General features: G+C 61.2%; 16 protein-coding genes. 2 read left to right on the forward strand and 14 right to left on the reverse strand.

Annotation, left to right across the window (positions count from 1 at the left end):
* Positions 1-200: 200 nt before the first annotated feature.
* Positions 201-1,580 (reverse strand): UDP-glucose dehydrogenase family protein, encoded by a 1,380-nt coding sequence (locus J3P75_RS13765; protein ID WP_434711162.1) that lies wholly within the window; start codon positions 1,578-1,580, stop codon positions 201-203.
* Between the two features lie 431 nt (positions 1,581-2,011).
* Between J3P75_RS13765 and J3P75_RS13770 the strand changes: the two genes are divergently transcribed.
* Positions 2,012-2,857 carry a site-specific integrase gene (locus J3P75_RS13770; RefSeq protein WP_231990226.1) on the forward strand — a complete coding sequence of 282 codons (846 nt, stop codon included), beginning with the start codon at positions 2,012-2,014 and terminating at the stop codon, positions 2,855-2,857.
* Between the two features lie 6 nt (positions 2,858-2,863).
* On the opposite strand, the gene J3P75_RS13775 is transcribed toward J3P75_RS13770, so the two are convergent.
* From J3P75_RS13775 to J3P75_RS13795, 5 genes are all read right to left on the reverse strand, one after another.
* Positions 2,864-3,415, reverse strand: coding sequence for a PqiC family protein (locus J3P75_RS13775; RefSeq protein WP_434711163.1), 552 nt, complete (start codon positions 3,413-3,415; stop codon positions 2,864-2,866).
* A gap of 17 nt (positions 3,416-3,432) precedes the next feature.
* Positions 3,433-5,088, reverse strand: a complete 1,656-nt coding sequence (locus J3P75_RS13780) for an intermembrane transport protein PqiB (RefSeq protein ID WP_434711164.1) — start codon at positions 5,086-5,088, stop codon at positions 3,433-3,435.
* A gap of 243 nt (positions 5,089-5,331) precedes the next feature.
* The gene (locus J3P75_RS13785; protein ID WP_434711165.1) at positions 5,332-6,633 is read right to left on the reverse strand and encodes an NAD(P)/FAD-dependent oxidoreductase; all 1,302 of its coding nucleotides are present in this window, start codon (positions 6,631-6,633) and stop codon (positions 5,332-5,334) included.
* Positions 6,630-7,718 (reverse strand): polyamine ABC transporter substrate-binding protein, encoded by a 1,089-nt coding sequence (locus J3P75_RS13790; protein WP_434711166.1) that lies wholly within the window; start codon positions 7,716-7,718, stop codon positions 6,630-6,632. Before J3P75_RS13790 ends, J3P75_RS13785 begins: the two co-directional genes overlap by 4 nt.
* 539 nt (positions 7,719-8,257) lie before the next feature.
* Positions 8,258-9,616, reverse strand: coding sequence for a glutamine synthetase family protein (locus J3P75_RS13795; RefSeq protein WP_434711168.1), 1,359 nt, complete (start codon positions 9,614-9,616; stop codon positions 8,258-8,260).
* Between the two features lie 162 nt (positions 9,617-9,778).
* On the opposite strand from J3P75_RS13795, the gene J3P75_RS13800 reads away from it, so the two are divergent.
* Positions 9,779-10,678: a helix-turn-helix domain-containing protein gene (locus J3P75_RS13800; RefSeq protein ID WP_093101670.1), complete on the forward strand. Its 900-nt coding sequence runs from the start codon at positions 9,779-9,781 to the stop codon at positions 10,676-10,678.
* A gap of 11 nt (positions 10,679-10,689) precedes the next feature.
* Here J3P75_RS13800 and J3P75_RS13805 read toward each other — a convergent pair whose 3' ends face one another.
* The 8 genes from J3P75_RS13805 to J3P75_RS13840 all read right to left on the reverse strand — a co-directional run bounded on the left by J3P75_RS13805 (position 10,690) and on the right by J3P75_RS13840 (position 20,317).
* A complete protein-coding gene (locus tag J3P75_RS13805) occupies positions 10,690-11,739 on the reverse strand; it encodes an acyltransferase family protein (protein WP_434711171.1) in 1,050 nt (349 codons plus the stop codon).
* 96 nt (positions 11,740-11,835) lie between these two features.
* Positions 11,836-13,338, reverse strand: a complete 1,503-nt coding sequence (locus tag J3P75_RS13810) for a family 16 glycosylhydrolase (RefSeq protein WP_434711173.1) — start codon at positions 13,336-13,338, stop codon at positions 11,836-11,838.
* On the reverse strand, positions 13,335-14,390 hold the full coding sequence (galE, locus tag J3P75_RS13815; protein WP_434711175.1) for a UDP-glucose 4-epimerase GalE: 1,056 nt from the start codon (positions 14,388-14,390) through the stop codon (positions 13,335-13,337). The genes J3P75_RS13810 and galE overlap by 4 nt, the downstream gene beginning before the upstream one ends.
* 31 nt (positions 14,391-14,421) lie before the next feature.
* Entirely contained in the window at positions 14,422-15,840 is a 1,419-nt protein-coding gene (locus J3P75_RS13820) for an oligosaccharide flippase family protein (RefSeq protein ID WP_434711177.1), read from the reverse strand.
* A 13-nt stretch (positions 15,841-15,853) separates the two neighbouring features.
* Positions 15,854-16,798, reverse strand: a complete 945-nt coding sequence (locus J3P75_RS13825) for a glycosyltransferase family 2 protein (protein ID WP_434711179.1) — start codon at positions 16,796-16,798, stop codon at positions 15,854-15,856.
* 17 nt (positions 16,799-16,815) lie between these two features.
* Positions 16,816-18,129, reverse strand: coding sequence for an O-antigen ligase family protein (locus tag J3P75_RS13830; RefSeq protein ID WP_434711181.1), 1,314 nt, complete (start codon positions 18,127-18,129; stop codon positions 16,816-16,818).
* Complete coding sequence (locus tag J3P75_RS13835) at positions 18,126-19,238, reverse strand: glycosyltransferase (RefSeq protein ID WP_434711183.1); 1,113 nt, start codon at positions 19,236-19,238, stop codon at positions 18,126-18,128. Before J3P75_RS13835 ends, J3P75_RS13830 begins: the two co-directional genes overlap by 4 nt.
* Positions 19,235-20,317, reverse strand: coding sequence for a glycosyltransferase (locus J3P75_RS13840; protein WP_434711185.1), 1,083 nt, complete (start codon positions 20,315-20,317; stop codon positions 19,235-19,237). The genes J3P75_RS13835 and J3P75_RS13840 overlap by 4 nt, the downstream gene beginning before the upstream one ends.

The following is a 20,317-nucleotide window of genomic DNA, read 5'->3' on the forward strand; positions in this document are numbered from 1 at the left end:
CGATCAGTTCCCTCTCCCTCCGGGAGAGGGCTAGGGTGGGCTTTTGACTTTTGAGAATCGCGTACGACTCGGTATCCAGGTCGGCGTATATCTCACATCCACCACGATCAGTCCCCTCTCCCTCCGGGAGAGGGCTAGGGTGAGGGTCGGCGTTGTCTGTTTGGAATGAACTTGGAAATCCTGCGCATAAACAGGACGACTCACGCCACATCCGACGCACGCGGCCATTGTTGCAGCGGGATCGGCAGTTGCTGCGATTCGCCGCGGCCCATGGCGAAGTAGTGGAAGCCGTTGCGGGCCAGGCGTTCGGGGTCGTAGAGGTTGCGGCCGTCGAAGATCACCGGGCTTTTGAGGCGTTGTTTGATCAGGTCGAAGTCCGGGGCTTTGAAGGGTTGCCACTCGGTGCAGATGATCAGGGCGTCGGCGCCGGGCAGGACCGATTCGGGGGTGCCCATCAGCAGCAGTTTCGCTTCGTCGGGGTAGAGGTTCTGGGTTTGCTGCATGGCTTCGGGGTCGAAGGCGCGGACGCTGGCGCCGGCTGCCCACAATGCTTCGAGCAGGACCCGGCTCGGTGCTTCGCGCATGTCGTCGGTGTTGGGTTTGAACGCCAGGCCCCACAGGGCGAAGGTCTTGCCGCGCAGGTCGCCGCGGTAGAAGGCGTTGATGCGCTCGAACAGCTTGTGCTTCTGCCGCTGGTTGATCGCCTCGACCGCTTGCAGCAAGTCGCTGGAGCAGTGTGCTTGTTCGGCGCTGTGGATCAGCGCGCGCATGTCCTTGGGAAAGCACGAGCCGCCATAACCGCAGCCCGGATAAATGAAGTGATAACCGATGCGCGTGTCGGCGCCGATGCCCTGGCGCACCGCTTCGATGTCGGCGCCCACGTGTTCGGCGAGTTCGGCGATCTGGTTGATGAAGCTGATCTTGGTCGCGAGCATGCAGTTGGCGGCGTATTTGGTCAGTTCGGCACTGCGCAGGTCCATGAACAGGATGCGGTCATGGTTGCGGTTGAACGGCGCATACAGATCACGCATCACGTCGCGCACTTCATTGCCTTCGCAACCGATGATGATGCGGTCCGGGCGGCGGCAGTCGGCGACGGCCGAGCCTTCCTTGAGAAATTCCGGATTGGAGACGATATCGAACTGCAGCAGCCGGCCGACCTTGATCAGGGCCTTTTCGATATAAGCGCGCAAGGTGTCACCGGTGCCCACCGGCACTGTGGATTTCTCCACCACGATCAACGGTTGCTCACGGTGCCGGGCAATCGCGTCGCCCACTGAGAGCACGTAACGCAGGTCCGCCGAGCCATCCTCACGCGATGGCGTACCCACGGCGATAAAGGCCACCCGACCGTGCTGCACGGCAAGTTTTTCGTCGCTGGTGAAGTGCAGACGTTTGGCGTCCAAGCCCTCGCGCACCAGATTCGCCAGCCCCGGCTCGAAGATGCTGACGTGACCCTGGCGCAACTGGTCGATCTTGTGCTGATCAACGTCCATGCACACGACCTCGTGGCCCACCTCGGCCAATACCGCCGCTTGCACAAGACCCACGTAACCGCTGCCAAAGACCGTGATTTTCATAGGACACTCCTGAGCCGGACGGGTGTTCATGACGTACGGTCAGGATAGGCAAGGGCATGTTTCAATTTGCCTACTGTTTTGCGCGACGCGACTTCCTGGCGGTGCAGACAGGCAGGCGATACTGACGGCCGTTCACTTGGCGCAGGCTCAATGCCAGCACCCGATTGTCTGAAAAGCACTGAAATTCAAAGGGTTGGGCTACCGACCGGGGAATGCCTGATTGACTTTCACGCGGTCGGGCGGCAGGTTGTAGGCCTTTTTTTGGGGCAGCCCGGCACTTGCCCGTTTTTGTCATCGTGTCGTTTTGTTGAATTGCATTTTTACCAAGGCCGTTTCGTTTGATTGACTTGTCGAGTACTGAATCCACCGCGTCCAGCGCTAATCCATTGACGCTTTACCTGACGCGCCTGGCGCCCTCCAGCCAGCTGACCATGCGCTACGTCTTGCAGGACGCTGCCGATCGCCTCGGCTTCGAAGACGTCGACATCGAAGACATCCCCTGGCATGGCCTGCAACCGGAAGACGTCGTGGCGCTGGTCGCGGCGTTGCGCGAAGACGGCTACGCGCCGAACACTTCTTCGCTGTACGTGAATGCCGTGCGCGGTGTGATGAACGAAGCCTGGCGCATGAGCCTGATCAGTCAGGATCATCTATTGAAGATGCGTTCGGTCAAGGCCATCGCCGGCACGCGCCTGTCCCAGGGTCGCAACCTCAAGCGCACGCTGATTCACGAATTGATGGAAGTCTGCGCCGCCGATCCGCGTCCGCAAGGCCTGCGCGACGCCGCGGTGATCGCGCTGCTGTATGGCACCGGCATGCGCAAGTCGGAATCGGTGGACCTGGATCTGAATCAGGTCGACTTCAGCGAGCGCAGCCTGACCGTCACCGGCAAGGGCAACAAACAATTGATCAAGTACGCGCCGACCTGGGCGTTCGCCAAACTCAATGCCTGGCTGGAACTGCGCCGTTCGCAACTCAAGGAAGGCGAGAGCGATGATGCGTTTCTGTTCAACCGCATTCGCCGTGGCAACCACATCACCCGCGAGCGCATCACCAAACACGCGATCTACTACATCGCCCGTCAGCGCGGCACGCAGGTCGGGGTGAAGATCATGCCCCACGATTTCCGTCGTTCATTCATTACGCGGGTGATCGAAGAGCACGACCTGTCGATCGCGCAGAAACTGGCGCATCACAGCAACATCCAGACCACCGCCAACTACGATGTGCGCGATGACAACGAGCGGAGGCGGGCGGTGGATCGTTTCGATCTGTGAGCTGAGTCAACCCGCAGCTGGGCAACCGCGCGAACTGCTCGCGGCCTGAGTGATCTGCGCGGCCAGACGTTTGACGTTGTTCTGCTGCGCCGTCACCAGTTCCTCAATGCTCGGCCCCGAGGGCGTTTGCAGGATCGAGCGACAGCTCAGCAATTCGGCATCCGGCGCGCCGAGCGCACGCAGGCGCCATTTCACGTCGATCAACGCGTATTGGCCGGGAATCGAATCGAAGCGCTGCACGTCGACGCGCACCGATGAGCGTTGCTGGCCCGCGCCGTTGCTCAACTGGTCAAGCAGGGCGCTGCGCAGTTCGTCGATCAGGCTGGCACCCCACCAATCGGTTTCGAGAATCGCCAGGCCACTGTTGCCTTCACGGATGACGATTTGCGGCCGATCGACCTGCGGCGGCACGCTGATGCTCTCGATGGCAATGTCCGCACCGCTGCGCCCGGCGCCTTGATGCACCGGGGTCAGGGTGTGAAAGCTGATCGGGTCGCTGCGGCAGGCGCCGAGTAGCATGATCGCCGCGAGCACGCTGATTTTCAGCGGTGATGCCATGGGTTTCGCTCCTGTGCTCAATTGCGTGGCGGTCCTTTGAGGTCCAGCGGTGCGGCGTTGTCGGGTCGTCCGCGAATCAGCGATTCCGGATGCCGGCCAAGGTAATCCGACAGTTCACGCAAAGAGCGCGACATGCGTCCGAGTTCGTCGAGGGTCTGCCCCAGTTGCTCGCGTTGCGGCGAATCTTCGGCAAGGGTCGAATTGGCCGACTGCAAGGTCTTGCTGACGTCGGCGAGTGTGCTTTGCACGCTCGGCAAGGTCTTGGCGTTGAACTGGCTGAGGCCTTTGCGCAGCTCGACCAGATTGCTGTCGAGGTTGCTGGCGATGCGTTCCACCGGCAGTGCGTTGATCTTGTTGACCATCGCTTCGAGTTTTTCCTGCAACTGTTCGAGGCTGCCGGGGACGGTCGGAATGCTGATCGGCCGGGCCGTGGCGTCGAAGGCGACTTTCGGCGCTTTCGGGTAGAAATCCAGCGAAATGTACAACTGCCCGGTGAGCAGGTTGCCGTTGCGTGCCTGGGCGCGCAGGCCGTTTTCGATGAAGGTGCCGATCAGCCGCGCACCGGTGGCTTCGTCGTTTTCATCGCCCTTGTAGGTCTTGAGGATTTTCGCGTGGGCGCGGCCGAGGCGTTGCGGGTAGATGACGATGCCGACATTCACCGGGAACGTCCGTTTGACTTCGTCGAAATCAAGATTGACCGCTACTACACGACCGATCTCGACCCCCAGGAACTCCACCGGCGCATCGACCTTGAGCCCGCGCAGGGCCTGATCGAAACGCAGGGTCAGGTATTGCGCCTTGCCATTGGGTGGGGCGAGGGCAGTGGTCTGGTCGGCGAACAGCTCGAAATCCTTGTCCTCAGCGGCGGTGGTGTCATTGGGGCTGTAATCCGGCGCGCGAAAGGCGATGCCGCCGACCAACAGGGTCGACAGCGATTCGGTTTTCACCGCAAAGCCGTTGGCGCCGACGTTGACGTCAATGCCGCTGGCGTTCCAGAACCGCGTGTTTTCGGTGACGTAGGCGTCGTTGGGCGAATTGACGAACACTTCGATGTTGACGCCTTTGCCATCGCTATCCAGCGAGTAAGACACCACTTGGCCGACGGGAATCTTGCGGTAGTAGACCGGCGAGCCGATGTCCAGCGACCCGAGGTCGGGCGCGTGCAGAGTGAAGCGTTTGCCCGGTTCGCCGTAGGTGATCGGCGGCGGGTTCTCCAGACCGGTGAAATGTTTGGCGCGGTTGTTCGCCTGACCAATGTCGGCGCCGATGTAGTCACCGGAGAGCAGGGTGTCGATGCCGGACACACCGCCCGCGCCAATGCGCGGGCGCACCACCCAGAACTGCGAGTCTTCGCGGGTGAAGCTTTCGGCCTGTTTGGCGAGTTTGATCGTGGCGTTGACGTTTTTATGGTCGTCGGCCAGTTCGACATCCGAGACATGCCCGATGACCACGTTGCGGTAGCGCACTTCGGTCTTGTTGGCGGTGAGGCCGTCACCGGTCTTGAAGGTGACGGTGATGGTCGGGCCTTCCTGGAGGATGTTGTGGATCACCAGTGAGATGCCCACCAGGACGGCCACGATGGGCACGATCCATACCAGTGAAACGCCGAAACGGCGGGTCTTGATCGGCGCCTGACCGGGTGCTCGCGGTTCGTCGCTGGCTGACGACTTCATCCATGTCCTCCTTAATTCATTGGGCACTGAGCGTCAGGAACGCAAAAGCACTTCATCAATATAGAAGTGCCTTGCGATAGAGCAAACCGAAATAGCCAATTCCCCCAACCCCTGTGATGAACACATAACCCAGGCAACCCCCAGTTCCCTGTAGGAGTGAGCCTGCTCGCGATAGCGGTCTGTCAGCCACAACTGCTTCAACAGACCCACCGCCATCGCCAGCAGGCTGGCTCCCCCAGGATTTCAGCCGAGCAATTCGCGCAGCCGGTACCAGAACATCCCCAATGCCAGTAGCGGCGAGCGCAGTGCCGGGCCGCCGGGGAAGGTCATGTGCGGAACCCGGCTGAACACGTCGAGGCCTTGGCTGTGTCCGGCGTGGATCGCCTCGCCGAGCAGTTTTGCGCACCAGTGCGTAACGTTGAGCCCATGCCCGGAATAACCCTGCGCATAAAACACGTTCGGCTGTTGCTGGAGGCGGCCCACCTGCGGGAAGCGATTGGCGGTGATGCCGATCCTGCCGCCCCACTGATAATCGATGCGCACATCAGCCAGTTGCGGGAATACCTTGAGCAGCTTCGGCCGCATGTACGCGGCGATGTCCGCCGGATCGCGCCCGGAATAGTGACAGGCGCCGCCAAACAGCAAGCGCCGGTCGGCCGAGAGCCGGTAGTAATCGAGGCCGACTTTCTGGTCGCACAGGGCCAGGTTCTGCGGGATCAACTGCGTAGCGCGTGCGGCGGACAACGGCTCGGTGGCGATGATGTAGCTGCCCGCCGGCAGCACCTTGCCGCTGAGCTGCGGCTCCAGTTCATCCAGATGCGCATTGCAACCGAGCACCAGACTGCCGGCGCGCACCGTGCCGCCCGCGCAGCGCACCTGCACAGTCGGGCCATGGATGATCTCCAGCACCGGACTCTGTTCGAAAACCCGCACTCCGAGCGCGGCCGCCAGACGCGCCTCGCCTTGCACCAGATCCAGCGGATGCAGATGCCCGGAACCCATGTCGATCAAACCACCGGCATAACCTTCGGCGTTGACCACTTGCTGACGGATCTGCTCAGGGCCGACCAGACGGGTTTCATGGGCATAGCCGAGTTTGCCGAGTTCAGCCTGTTCTGCAGAGAACGCAGCAAACTGTGCGCGGGTATTGGCCAGCTCACAGAAGCCCCAACGCAAGTCGCAGTCGATCTGATGATCGCCAATACGCCGCCGCACCAGTTCCACCGAATCGATCCCGGCGCGCTGCAGATACGCCACGCCTTCCTCGCCGACGTACTTGGCGAACCCGGAAACGTCATGGCCAATACCACGAATCAACTGACCGCCATTACGCCCGCTGGCGCCCCAGCCGATTCGCCGGGCCTCGAGCAGAATCACCGACAGCCCGCGCTGCGCCAGTTCAATCGCGGTGTTGACCCCGGTGAAGCCGCCGCCGATCACGCAGACATCAGCGCTCAGATCGCCATCGAGAACCGGGTAGGCAGTGCTCGCTCGCGCCGATGCGGCGTAATAGGAACGCGCGTGTTCCTGGCTGTGCTGATTCATTTGTTCGACTTCACTTTGCTCCACGAACGGGTCATCAGCCGCATGATCGCCTGCGGTGGCGTCGAGGAAATGTAGAGTTTATCGAGCACCGCTTGCGGCGGATAAACCTCGGGGTTGTTGACCAGTTCCGGGTCCATGAACGGCTTGGCGGCCGGGTTCGGGTTGGCGTAACCGACTGCGGCGCTGACCTTGGCGATCACTTGCGGATCGAGCAGGTAATTGATGAAGGCGTGAGCTTCCTTGGCATTGCTGGCGTCGGCCGGAATCGCGAGCAGGTCGAACCACAGGTTCGAGCCTTCCTTGGGAATGGCATAAGCAATGTTCACGCCGTTGTTGGCTTCCTTGGCGCGGTTGGCCGCCTGGAACACATCGCCGGAATAACCGAACGCCACGCAGATATCACCGTTGGCCAGGTCGGAAACGTATTTCGAGGAATGGAAATAGGTGATGTAGGGGCGAATGCTCAGCAGCTTGGCTTCGGCCTTTTTATAGTCTTCGGGGTTTTCGCTGCGCGGGTCCATGCCCATATAGTTGAGCACGGCGGGGAACACCTCGTCGGCGGAGTCCATCATCGACACACCGCAGGCGCTGAGTTTCTTCAGGTTTTCCGGCTCGAACAGCACGGCCCAGGAATCGATATGGTCGATGCCCAGCACTTGTTTGACCTTGTCGACGTTGTAGCCGATGCCGTTGGTGCCCCACAGGTACGGCACCGAATGGGCGTTGCCCGGATCGTTTTTCTCCAGCAGTTCGAGCAGTTTCGGGTCGAGGTTTTTCCAGTTCGGCAGTTGCGAGCGATCCAGTTTCAGGAAAGCGCCGGCCTTCACCTGGCGTGCCAGGAAGTGGTTGGACGGCACCACCACGTCATAGCCGGTGCGCCCGGCAAGCAGCTTGCCTTCGAGGGTTTCGTTGGAATCGAACACGTCGTAGATGACTTTGATCCCGGTTTTACTCTGGAAGTCGGTGAGGGTGGTTTCGCCGATGTAGTCGGTCCAGTTGTAGACGCTGACCTGGGGTTGGGCTTGCGCCACGGCGCTGAACAGCACGCTCAGTGCAACCGGGAGTACGGATTTCAACAAACGCATATCGACACCTCTTGTTGTAGTGGTCGTTAATGATCGTTCCTACGCGCAGCAATGGAATGCCTCAACGGACGCTACGCGTTCGGCTCTGAATGGGACGCAGAGCGTCCCGGGCTGCATTCCCGCGCAGAGCGTGGGAACGATCGTCGCTAGCTTCGTTCACCCTGTGGGAGCCAGCCTGCTGGCGATAGCGGTGGTTCAGGCGACATTGATGTTGACTGCGCCGACGCCATCGCGAGCAGGCTCGCTCCCACAGGGTTTTGTGGTGTTAGCGGAAGTGTGTACACCTCCTTTTCAGTGTGGGAGCCAGCCTGCTGGCGAAAGCGGTGGTTCAGGCGACAGTGATGTTGACTGTGCCGGCGCTATCGCGAGCAGGCTCGCTCCCACAGGGTTTCGGGGTGTTAGCGGGTTTTGTGTACACCTGCGTTTCAGTGTGGGAGCCAGCCTGCTGGCGATAGCGGTGGTTCAGGCAACAGTGATGTTGGATGTGCCGACGCCATCGCGAGCAGGCTCACTCCTACCGGGATTTGTGCAGATTTGGATCAGACGCTCAGCAGGAGAAACTCGCGCTCCCACGAGCTGATCACGCGTTTGAAGTTTTCGTGTTCGGCGCGTTTCACCGCGACGTAGCCGCGTACGAACTTGTCGCCCAGGTATTCGGCCACGGTGGCGCATTCTTCCATTTGGGTCAGTGCTTCTTCGATGGTGATCGGCAGGCGCAGGTTGCGTCGCTCGTAGGCCCGGCCCTCAACCGCGGCGCTCGGCTCGACCTTCTCGACCATGCCCAGGTATCCGCAGAGCAGGCTCGCGGCAATCGCCAGATACGGGTTGGCATCGGCGCCGGGCAGGCGGTTTTCCACGCGCATCGATTCCGGTCCCGAGGTCGGCACGCGCAAGCCAACGGTGCGGTTCTCTTCACCCCATTCAACGTTGACCGGCGCCGAGGTATCGGGCAGGAAGCGGCGGAACGAGTTCACGTTGGGCGCGAACATCGGCAGCACTTTCGGGATGTACTTCTGCAAACCACCGATGTGCTGGCGGAACAGCTCGCTCATGCTGCCGTCGGCGTTGGCGAAAATCGGCTGGCCGGTGGCGATGTCGACCACACTCTGGTGCAAGTGCATGGCGCTGCCGGGCTCGTCGCCGATCGGCTTGGCCATGAACGTCGCGGTGACGTTGTGCTTGAGCGCCGCTTCGCGCAGGGTGCGTTTGAACACGGTGATCTGGTCGGCCAGGTCCAGCGCGTCGCCGTGGCGGAAGTTGATTTCCATCTGCGCCGGGCCGTCTTCATGGATCAGCGTGTCGAGGTCCAGACCTTGCAGTTCGCACCAGTCGTAGACGTCCTCGAACAGCGGGTCGAATTCGTTGGCGGCATCGATAGAAAACGACTGCCGGCCACTTTCCGCACGACCGGAGCGGCCCAGCGGTGCCTTGAGTGGCAGGTCCGGGTCTTCGCAGCGCTGGGTCAGGTAGAACTCCATTTCCGGCGCGACAATCGGCTTCCAGCCCTTGTCGGTGTACAGCTGCAGGACTTTCTTCAGCACGTTGCGCGGCGACAGTTCGATCGGATTGCCGAACTTGTCGAAGGTGTCATGGATAACGATCGCGGTCGGCTCGATTGCCCACGGGATCACATACACAGCGTCGGACACCGGCTTGCAGACCATGTCGATATCGGCCGGGTCGAGCAGGTCGTAGTAGATGTCGTCATCGACAAAATCCCCGGTTACCGTTTGCAGCAGCACACTTTCCGGCAGGCGCATGCCGCGCTCATGCAGGAACTTGTTGGTCGGTGCGATCTTGCCGCGGGCGATGCCGGTCAGGTCGCTGACCACGCATTCGACTTCGGTAATCTTGTGATCTTTCAGCCACGTGAACAGCTGATCGAAAGGGGCATTCATAGAGACCTCGTTATTGGTTTTGTAGACGCCGGGGAGGGCGGGTTTCATCTTCCGCCCCTTCCCCTGTGGCGCGTTGGCGTCTATCTTGGGCGCGGCTGGTGAATCCATCTATCCACTTTAAGCAGCACCCAAGCGCACCAAAAGAGTGCGCAAGGTCACCTCATGACAACGTGCAATCCGCTTCAGGTTCAAGCCTTCAACACCGCCGATGTGGCCGAGCAAGTGCGCGCCACGCCGGGCTGGGTCCAGCATTACCAGCAGATGTCGCCGGGGCATTTCGCCGGGCAGATCCGCTATCTCGATCTGCAGGGCGTCGAGGTCTACGAAGAGCAGATGAATACCCGGGTCGAGCAGAATTTCAGCGCGCCGTCCGGTGCGCTGGCGTTCTGTTTTGATCGCAGCGACAACGCGCTCTACCTGCTCAACGAAGAGAGCCGCAACATCTGGATCACCCCGGAGAATTACCAGGAAATTGCCGTGGTGTTCGGCCCGGCATTTGTCCGTGAACATGGGCTGGATGTGGCGAAATTCGACGGGCTGTTCATGGCGCCGCTCACCTGCGGACAGAACGCCTTGTTCAGTCGCTGGTTAAGCTCGACCCTCACGAAGTTGTCGCAAGCTATTGATATGGAAAGCAAAGAGGCGCTGACTCAACAGCTACTTGAAGACTGTCTGTTCATTCTCGACAACGCGCAGGCGCGCCTTGATCGAAGCGGCCTGCAACGGCGTGGCGAAGAACGGATGATCATGAAACGCGTGGGGGAGTGGGCGGCTGATTCGCCGGAAGATGCGCTCAATCTGCTCGAGCTGGCGCAGGTGGCGGGGGTATCGCTACGGCAATTGCAACAGGCCTTCAAGGCCTACACGGGGATGACGCCAAGCCACTGGTTACGCTTGCGTCGGTTGAACAGCGCGCACCGCGAACTGCTCAGGCGTCGACCGACGGAAACCACCGTGGCCGAAGTGGCGATGCACTGGTCGTTCTGGCATCTGGGGCGTTTTTCCAGCAGCTATCGGGCGCTGTTCAAAGAGCTGCCGAGCGAGACGCTCAAGCGCGGCTGACGCTGGGCGAGCTAGTCGGCCCTGACCAGTTTGAAGGAAATCGACAGCGACTTTTTTATCGATTGCGCCATCGGTTTCTCGATCTGATCGTGAATCAACCACGACACACCAATCATGAACGCTACCGTGCCCCAGAGCAGCACGTGCGGATCGATCGCCGGGTAGGCGATGTTGAAGATCATGAAGCCGATCATCTGATGCAGCAGGTACAGCGGATAGGTCAGCACGCCCAGCGCGGTCCAGTTCCAGCGTTGCAGAGCGGACATGCGGTTGGTCGCGATCAACAGGAAAATCACGAAGAACAGCACCACCACGGCGCAAATGATCAGCGGGTCGTAGTCGGTGGCATATTTGCTTTCGATCGATGCGGCCCACACCACCGAAGTGAACAACGCCAGCGCCAGTGCCCCCGCCAGCAGCAGAATCCGCGTGGATGTAAAACCCTTGGCCCAGGCCAGGTAGAACGTCGCCCCGGCGATAAACCACGCGGCGTAATCGGTGATCAGCATCGAGCGCAGCTTTTCGAATTGCAGGACTTCGGCGACGGCGGAGATCAGCAGCCAGACCACCATGCACGGCTCGATCCGGTCGATTTTCTTCAAGGCCAGCAGCACGGAAATCATCAGGTAGAACTTGATCTCGACGAACAGCGACCAGTACACGCCGTCGATGGGCTCGACATTGAGCATCTCGCTGAGAAAGGCCATGTTGACCACGTATTGATAAAAATCAGCACTGAATCTTGGCTGGCCAACAGCGAGAGTGACCAGAAAGGTGATCGTGCAGCACACCCAGAAGGCTGGGCAGAGGCGCACCACGCGGGAGATAAAAAACACCTTCAGATTGTTGCTGGAGGCGGTCATCAGAATCACGAAGCCGCTGATCATGAAAAACAGCTCGACCCCCAGATAGCCGTACTTGGCCGGCTCAGCCAGCAGCGGGTAGGGCATCGCCGACATATCGCCCTTGGCATAGCCGCGAAACGCATAGTGAAAGAACACCACGGCCAGGGCCGCGAGAAAACGCAATAAATCCAGTTCCTTGAGCCGTCGATTGTTCATGTAGATGCGCTCCGGACTGATCAGCGCTGATCAAAAACTGACGACTCTGTCGAACACGGTTCGACCCAAGGCGCAAGCTGAAACAGCAGTGGCGGCTCATGGCGTGCTCCCGGCCTGGGACAGCGATGAACGGCGTTGCCACATCTTGATGTAGTCGACTTCGAACGTTGAGGGGAGGTCAGCATCGTCGACCACGCCAAACCATGACCACATGGCCTCGCTGTCGAAGACAATTTCCATCGGGAAGAAGAAGTGTTTGTTGCGCGATTCGCGCACCAGCACGCCATCGACATACCAGCGCAGCGTGTCGGGCTGCCAGTCGAAGCCGTAGACATGGAAGTCATCGGCCAGCCGCCATGGGCTGACCCAGATGCTGCCATCGGCGATGTGCTCGGTGCTTTGCGGCGTGGCCCAGAGGTGGGCGTTCATGTGGTAGGAGCGGTCCAGCCTGCCATCCTTGGTCTTGCCGGCGATTTCGAAAATGTCGATTTCGGTGGCGTTGTCGGCCATGCCCGTCCAGGCCAGCCAGAAGGCGCTGGAGCCGGCGGAATTCATCGGTTTCGCCCGCGCTTCGTAATAGCCGAACAAACCCTTCTCAAGGGTGCGGACCATGGCGGAGGTGTAGTCCTTGAAACCGAGTTTCACGTACTTTTCCGGCAAGGTTTCCTTGCGAAAGACAATGTTCAGGTTGCCATTGCTGACGCTGGCGTTTTTCTCGGTGTACAGCGCCGGTTTGCGGCCGAGCGATTCGTTGCCGACGCCGTGGTTGACGTGCCAGCGTGTGCGATCGAGGGTGCTGCCGTTGAATTCGTCGGACAGCTTGTCGTTGAGCACCCACTGACCGCTGTTGGCCTGATCGGACAGCGGCAGGTTGCTGTTGGTCCGGTTCGGTACAGCGCCGAGTGGGCCGACCCGGGTCCAGGTATCAGCGATCGGCGGAACAGCTACGGTCCAGCGGTCTGCGAGGTACTGAAAGACTTGCTGGCGTTCGGTGAGCGAGGCAAACGCACGGTCATAGACCAGCACTTCGGCAATGTCGCCGCGAAAGTTATCCGCCGTGCCAACGGCGTTGCGACCGATGCCATACGGCCCGATCGGTACGTCGTAAAGCTCCAGCACGGAAACGCTGGTTGCGTACGCCGCAGTGTCGCGCAGGCTGATGGCAAAATTCGGCAGGACGTTATCGTTGTTGGCGGTTTGCGGGCGCGAGCTGAACAAGCGTTGCCAAGGATCGGTCCCGGCTTGTTCTGCCGTACGCCGCGACACCACCAACACCGTCACCGGGCCTTTGGCCCTGCGGATGGCTTTGCCGAGCAAACCTGACGCGCCGTTGAAACGCACCACCGCACGACCGTTCACCGCGTCCGGCAGCCACTGTGGCGCCGCGCCGGGATTGTCGGCGCTGGCATCAAGGCCGCTGGCGGATTTGTCTTTCCAGCGCAGCACGCGGTTCTGCTCATCGAGCTGCACGCTTTGCGCATCCGCCGCGTCCAGCCACAGCACCAGCCCGGCGGCGGGAACACCGGGCGGCGCTGGCGCGGCGTTGCCGGCCAGGGCGAACCCCAGCAGCCACAGAAACAGCACGCCATGAAGCTTCATCGGGCCACACTCAATGCCGGGATCTTGAAGGAAGACTGGTAGCCCTGCGGATTGCACGACTGCCAGCGCCAGGCATCGACGATCATCTGTTGCAGGTCGCGCTGCGCGGTCCAGCCCAATTCCCGCCCGGCCTTGCCCGGGTCGGCAAACATTTTGGCAACGTCACCTGCACGGCGCGGGGCAAAGCGATAGGGGATGGCGATGCCGGTGATGTCTTCGAAACTTTGAATGATTTGCAGCACGCTGTAACCGACGCCGGTGCCGAGGTTCCACACGTCGACGCCGCTGGTTTGCTGCAACTTCAGCAGGGCCTTGAGGTGACCAATAGCAAGATCGACCACGTGGATGTAATCGCGCACGCACGTGCCGTCGACAGTCGGGTAATCGCTGCCAAACACCGTCAGTTCGGGAATCCGGCCAATCGCGACCTGGGTCAGGCAGGGCAACAGGTTGTTCGGCCGGCCGCAGGGATCTTCGCCGATCATCCCGCTTTCGTGGGCACCGATCGGGTTGAAATAGCGCAACAGGGCGATGCTCCAGCGCGGATCGGAATGGCACAGATCGGTGAGCAATTGCTCGATCATCAGTTTGCTCCGGCCGTAGGGATTGACCGGTTTGCCGGTGCCGACATCTTCTGAGATAGGCGTGCTCACCGGATCGCCGTACACCGTCGCCGAAGAGCTGAAGACCAGTTTGAACACCTCGTTGCGCGCCATTGCCCGACACAGTTCCAGCGTGCCGGCGACGTTGTTGGTGTAGTAGTCCAACGGGTTGCTCACGCTTTCGGCCACGGATTTGAGGCTGGCGAAATGCACCACGGCGTCGACGTCGTAGCGGCCGAAGATATTGTCGAGCAAGTGCGCATCGCGAATATCACCCCTGATGAAATCCACCCGGCTCAGGGTCAACTGCTCCAGACGCTTGATGCACTCGCGACTGCTGTTGCACAGGTTGTCGAGCACCAGCACGTGACGTCCGGCATTGATCAGGGCCAAAGCGGTATGCGAGCCGATGTAACCGGCGCCGCCAGTAATCAACGTAGTTTTACGCATGGAGGAACCTTCCTGTTTTCATGGACTGAATTCAGCGAGCGGTGAACACCGATTTGAATTCCTGCGGCCAGCGCGGGTGCAGGACGCTATACGCCACGGCATAGCTCAGCGCGCCAAGCGAGATGTCGCACAGCAGGTGCAGGTAGCCTTGAACGGCCAGGTGCGGCGACAGCGACAACACGGTTGCGACCATCACCAGCGAGGCCAGCACGCTGCGGTAATTGGAGTCGAAGAAGCGGCGCCAGTCGTAACCGACGGCGGCGTTGAGGCCGCGGATCTGTAGCGGCGTGATCAGCAGCATGCGCGCCAGCAGCGCAACCGCAGCGGCCATGCCGCCATAGACACTGCCGAAGACGTACACCAGCAGCAGCGCCAGCAGCGTGGTCAGGACTTCGGCCTTGATCGTCAAATGGCTGCGGTTGACCGCGACCAGCGCGGTGGTCGCGTACATCGCCATGTTGCCGACGGCCGCCGTGCACGCCAGCACTTGCAGCAGAGGAATCGCCTCGGCCCATTTGGCGCCGAAAATCAGCAGGATCAGATCGCTGGCCGTCAGGGCGATGCCGAGGAACAGCGGCGTCAACAGAAAGCTGCTGACCACGGTCGAGTCGCCGATGATCCCGAGCAGGCGCAGCGGCTCGGCGCTGCGCCGGGAAAACGCTGGTAGCGCATAGCTCAGCAGGCCGTTGTAGATCGCCGTACGCGGCAGGTCGATGATGCGCATGGCCATGTTGAACATGCCGACCGCATTCGCCCCGGCCGTCATCCCCAGCACCACGTTGACGCCGCGCTGCAGGGTCTGTGAACTGAGTGCGTTGATCGCCACCGGCGTGCCGGCCTTGATCAGCTCGCGCAAGAACGCACCGTCGATATGGAAGGCGATGCGCCTCGGATCGCCGCGCATCAACACAATGATCGAGACGAATTCCATGATCAGCGCCTGGGCGATCACCGCCCAGGCGCCTAAACCCCATAGCGCGACGGCAATGCCGGCGAAACCGCCGACAATCTTGCCCAGCAACGTGCGCGAGGCGAGCATTTTGAAGTTGCCGCTGCGGCGCATTTGCGCCACGTAGACACGCGCCATCATGGTGAATAGGATCTTCACCGAGGCCAGCGCGGTCATCCAGCGCAGCACCGGGTCGGACGTATACAACAGCACCGCCAGCGAGATCAGCACAATCGATGCGAGGCTGACCAGCACCGCCGCCCAGAACGCCGTCGAGATGTGTTTGTCTTCCAGGCGTTCCAGGCGCACCAGCGGGTCTTCCAGCACCGAGGAGTAAATCAGCCCGACCAGCTCGACGATGGCGATGATGATCGTGCCCACACCCAGCTCGGCCGGCGACAGCAGCCGCGCATAGGCGACGAAGGTGATCATCGACAGCAGGATCAGGCCGAATTTTTCGGTGAAGATCCAGCCGAGGGTGACGAGGCGGTGATTGGCCATGGCGGATACCGAGTCATTGAGCAGCGGTTGACGCCGGCGCCTTGAACCCGGTGCGGGCGAGGGCGTAGAGACAGCGCAAGGTCGGTTTGCCGTGATCGAAAATCAGCGTCTGCCAGGAGTATTCGAACATCCGCCGGTACACATCGAGCACCTCGGCATGATCGCCACGCCGGGAGAACGTGTTGAGAAAATCGGTGTGATTGCCCAGCACGAAATCGATGTGTTGCTGCTTGCTCAGCTGGGCGCCATAGCGCTCGAGGTACACGTCGATGAACTTCATCTTGTTCTGGTAGTGTTTTTTCGGTTGCGCGGTCATGTTGCCGTCGTTGACCGTGCGTTCGAGCAGTATCTGCGGCACCGTGTGGATTTCCCAGTGCTCGGCGATGCGCGTCCACATGAAGCGGTCTTCGCAGTAACGCAGGCCGGCGTCGAAGCCACCGAGTTGGAGCATCACGTCGCGTTTGACCAGCGCGGCCGACACGCCATTGAGAACGTTGGCGTGGACGAAATCGTAGAAGTGCATGCCGCTCTTGCGCACGGCGTCCAGTTGCCGCTTGCCGTTGCTGTAGTTGACCTGGGTGTAGCAATCGATCAGCCCGACCGGGCGGCCCTGCTGCTCGAGTTCGTCGTACAGCGCCAGTTGCAGCTCGAGTTTTTGCGGGCGCCACTGGTCATCGGCATCGAGCATCGCCACGAAGGTTTCCTGGCTGTGGTGCAAACCGGTATTGCGCGCACTGGCCTGGCCGGCGTTGGCCTGCTGCAACAGGGTCAGGCGAAACGGCGCGGCGAAGTCCCGGACCCGTTGCGGCCCGTCATCGGTGGAGCCATCGTCAATGACGATGACGTGATCGGGCAGGCGAGTCTGCTCGGCCAGCGAGGTCAGCGTCTGCTCGATGCTGTCGACGCCGTTGTACATCGGGATCAGAACGCAAACGGTAGGCGGGGCTTGGTTTGTCACGGCAGCTTCTCCTTGGGTTACGCCTCGGCGGAATCAGGCGCAAATGCCCGGCCAGCCTGACGCTGGCGCGGGTTTGCCGGTTTGAAAGCGGGGAGCATCACCAACTGATGCCGGAAGGACAGGGCGAGGGTGCAGAACACCAGGAATTCGGCGGAGCGGTAGTTGGGAATCACGTACGCCACGTAGTTGGTCACGGCAAACAGGCCGATGATCACCAGCGCACTGGCGCGCAACTGCGCCGTGTGGTTGGCGGTGACGGCGCGGTACTGTTTGAGCAGCGCTTCGCCGAACAGCAGAAGCAGTGCGCTCAACTGGATCACACCGCCGTTGAGCAGGGTTTCCATGTAGCCGCTGTGGGCGTTGCCGATGTAGCCCCAGCGGGTGATGAACGCATCGGCATCGGGGCTGGCCCAGAAGGCGCCAAAGCCATAACCCTTGAGCCATTGCTGTTCGACGAAGGGCGCAAGCAGTTCCCAGATTAGCGTGCGGTCGGTCAGCGATGGGTCGCGACCAGCAATTTCCAGCAGCCAGGCGACATGGTTGTAGAGCAACAGGCCCGCCAGCAGAAACAGCACCGTGCAGGCGAAAAACAGCCACTGCGAGCGGTGGATGCGCAGACGGATCAGCGTGAGGAAATACCCGTAGCTGACCGTGCCGAACACCACCAGGGCGACGCCGGTCGCCGATTGCGCGAGCAAAATCGCCACCAGCGAACACAACGCACAGAACAGCGCCCAGCGGTTGCGCTGACGGATCATCGGCAGCAACAACAGGATCGCGACCGCATTAAGTCGCGCACCGGCGTTCTTCTCGGCAAAGATGCCCTTGAAAGCGCCGTCGCGGATGCCCCCGGAGAGGAACGCCACATCAGGCATGACCACCGCAAGAATCAGCCCGATGAACGCCGCGGCGCCGATCGCACAACCGAGCATGAACACGATCTTTTCCAGCGGGTAGTTCCAGGCAATGAAACCGGCAAAAAACACCACGCCGAGCAGCGCGATCACCCGTTTCAGGCTGAGCATCGGGTCGTGGGACCAGCCGATCGAGGCGATCACACAGAGCAGGAACAGCAGCAGAAAGAAATTGCTGCGGTAGAAGGTTTTGCTCAGGAACACCTTGTTGCGGATGAAGAAAAACAACGGCACCACCAGCGTCAGCAGTCCGCAGACCTGGTTGGCCACGCTGCCTTCGAGGTCCTTGTCGACATCGCCAAAGCTGAACCCGCCGCCGAGACCGAGGATGAAGGTGATCACCTGGATGTAAAACAGCACGCCGAACAGGGCGAAGCCGTCGCGCAAGGTTGAATATCGGATCGTCAGGGTGCTCATGACGCGGCGCTCCCGAGCATCGCTGTGAGGTAGGTCTGCAAGGCGCGCGTATTGGCAAACCGCGCGGCCGCCTCAAGCCGGGTATGGCGTTTGAAATGGCGCGGCGTGTTGAGCTGGAGGACGATCGCTTGCGCCAGGGCGAGCGCGTCGTCGACCTCGACCAGCGGCGCCACCAGACCATTGATGAGGATTTCTGCCGGGCCGTGAGGGCAGCGCGTCGCGACCACCGGCGTGCCCGTGGCCAAGGCCTCGACCAGCGCATTCGGGCTGCCCTCGAAGCGCGACGACAGGACAAAACAATCGGCGGCGGCCACTTCTGCCAGCGGATCAGCGGTGTAACCCGGCAGATCGACACGCTCGGCAACGCCCAGCTCCCGGGCCTGTTCAAGCAACTGCTCGCGAAGCGCACCCTCGCCAAAGATGATCAGACGCACGTTGGTATCGGGTAGCGCGGCCAACGCGCTGATCAACGTGTCGAAACCTTTTTGCCGGGCCAGACGGCCCACGGCAACGATTACCGCGCCGGACTTTTCCAGCAGCCAGCGATGGCTGGGCCGGCCTGGGCGCTTTTTGTAGAAGTCATCGTCGAGTACCGGATTGTCCGCAGTAGTGACGTCCTGGCGGCGCGCGATTGTGGTGTCGACCAGATCCTGGGCAACGCCTTTCGATACGCAGATCACCGGGTTGGGAATCAGCCGGTACAGCAGCGGCGCCGCGCTGTAGGCCAGCCGCACCATGAAAGCCGGGTTGACGTGTTTGTCGTGGGAAAACGCATTGCGCTCGCTGACGTGCAGGCGTGCCAGCGTTCCGGACAACAGCGCGGCGGCGATGGCCACGACGTTGACGTGGGTCAGCGCCGCCAGTTGCGCATCGAAGCGATTGGCGCGCAGGAACCGCGCGAGCGCCGGAATCGCACGAACACTGCGCGGGCTGTGCAACTCGACGGTCTTGACGCGCGGGTCGAGGTACTTCGCGTTGATGCCGCCGCCGGTGAGCAGCAGCAACGTCACGTCGTTACCCGCGTCAACCAGCGCACCGGCCAGGCGCGTCATCATTTTCTCGGCGCCGCCGGCACTGAGGTCGTGGAGGATGATGAGGAATTTTTTCATTGATTCCATACCTGGTAATACGCCTGAGCCGCGTGCTGGCTGGTGTAGGGGCGCAAGGCTTCGGTCAGGGTCTGTTCGTGGGGCATCGCGTCATCGCGCGAAGTCAGGCTTTGCAGCATTCCCTCAACCAGTGCCGGCACGTCGTTGACCTTGACCAGCAGCCCGAGCTGGCCGTTGTCCAGCAGTTCTCTGGGGCCGGTTTCGCAGTCGCTGGCCAGCACCGGCGTGCCCAGTGCCAGCGCCTCGATCAGCACGGTCGGCATGCCTTCGTGGGTAGAACTCAAGATGAACAGCCGCGTGTTCCTGAGCAGCGGATAGGGGTTGCTCAGGTAGCCGGTGAAGTGCACCCGTCGTGCGATACCCAGGCGTTGCGCCTGCGCTTTGAGTGCATCGCGCATCGGCCCGTCGCCGGCAATGACCAGGTCCGGCAGCGTGCGCTGTTTCAAGGCCAGGGCGTAGGCGTCGAGCAACAGATCAAAGCCTTTCTGCTGCGTCAGGCGTCCCAGGCCCAACCAGTAAGCTTCTGGCAACCCGGCGAGCAATGGCGCCCGTGAGGCCTGGAACAGTTGTTCGGTGATCACCGCGTTCGGGCAAAAGCTGATGCGCTTTCGGCCCCACGGCAACAGACTGACCAGCGACTGGCGCAACGCCGTCGAGACGGTGACCACTTTGCCGCTGCCGCACAGGTACAAGGCGTACAGCAGGCGTAGGCTCGAAGGATTGGTTTTCTGTTCTTTGCAATCGAGGGCAATGTGGCGGCTGTAGATGACTTTGCAGGCACTGCCCAGCGTGGCGAACCAGGTGCAGACGTTGGCCTGCTCCTTGGCGGAAATCAGGTGGGTCACCTGCTCGTCACGAATCAGCCGGCGCAACAGCACGATCGAGCGGAGCAGGCCGGCGATGCCGTTGCCTCCGCCGCTGTGGTGGCGTTGATTGCCTTCGGTGTCCGGGGTTTCGCCGTTCATGACGAAGAAACTCACGCGCCGGCCATCCTTGAGAAACTGCTCGGACAGACGTTGCTGCACGCGTTCGACGCCGCCGCCGGATTTGAAATCCTTGAGAATGAACAGAATGTGCAT

The sequence above is a fragment of the Pseudomonas sp. R1-1 genome (assembly GCF_051132135.1).
Lineage (GTDB): Bacteria > Pseudomonadota > Gammaproteobacteria > Pseudomonadales > Pseudomonadaceae > Aquipseudomonas.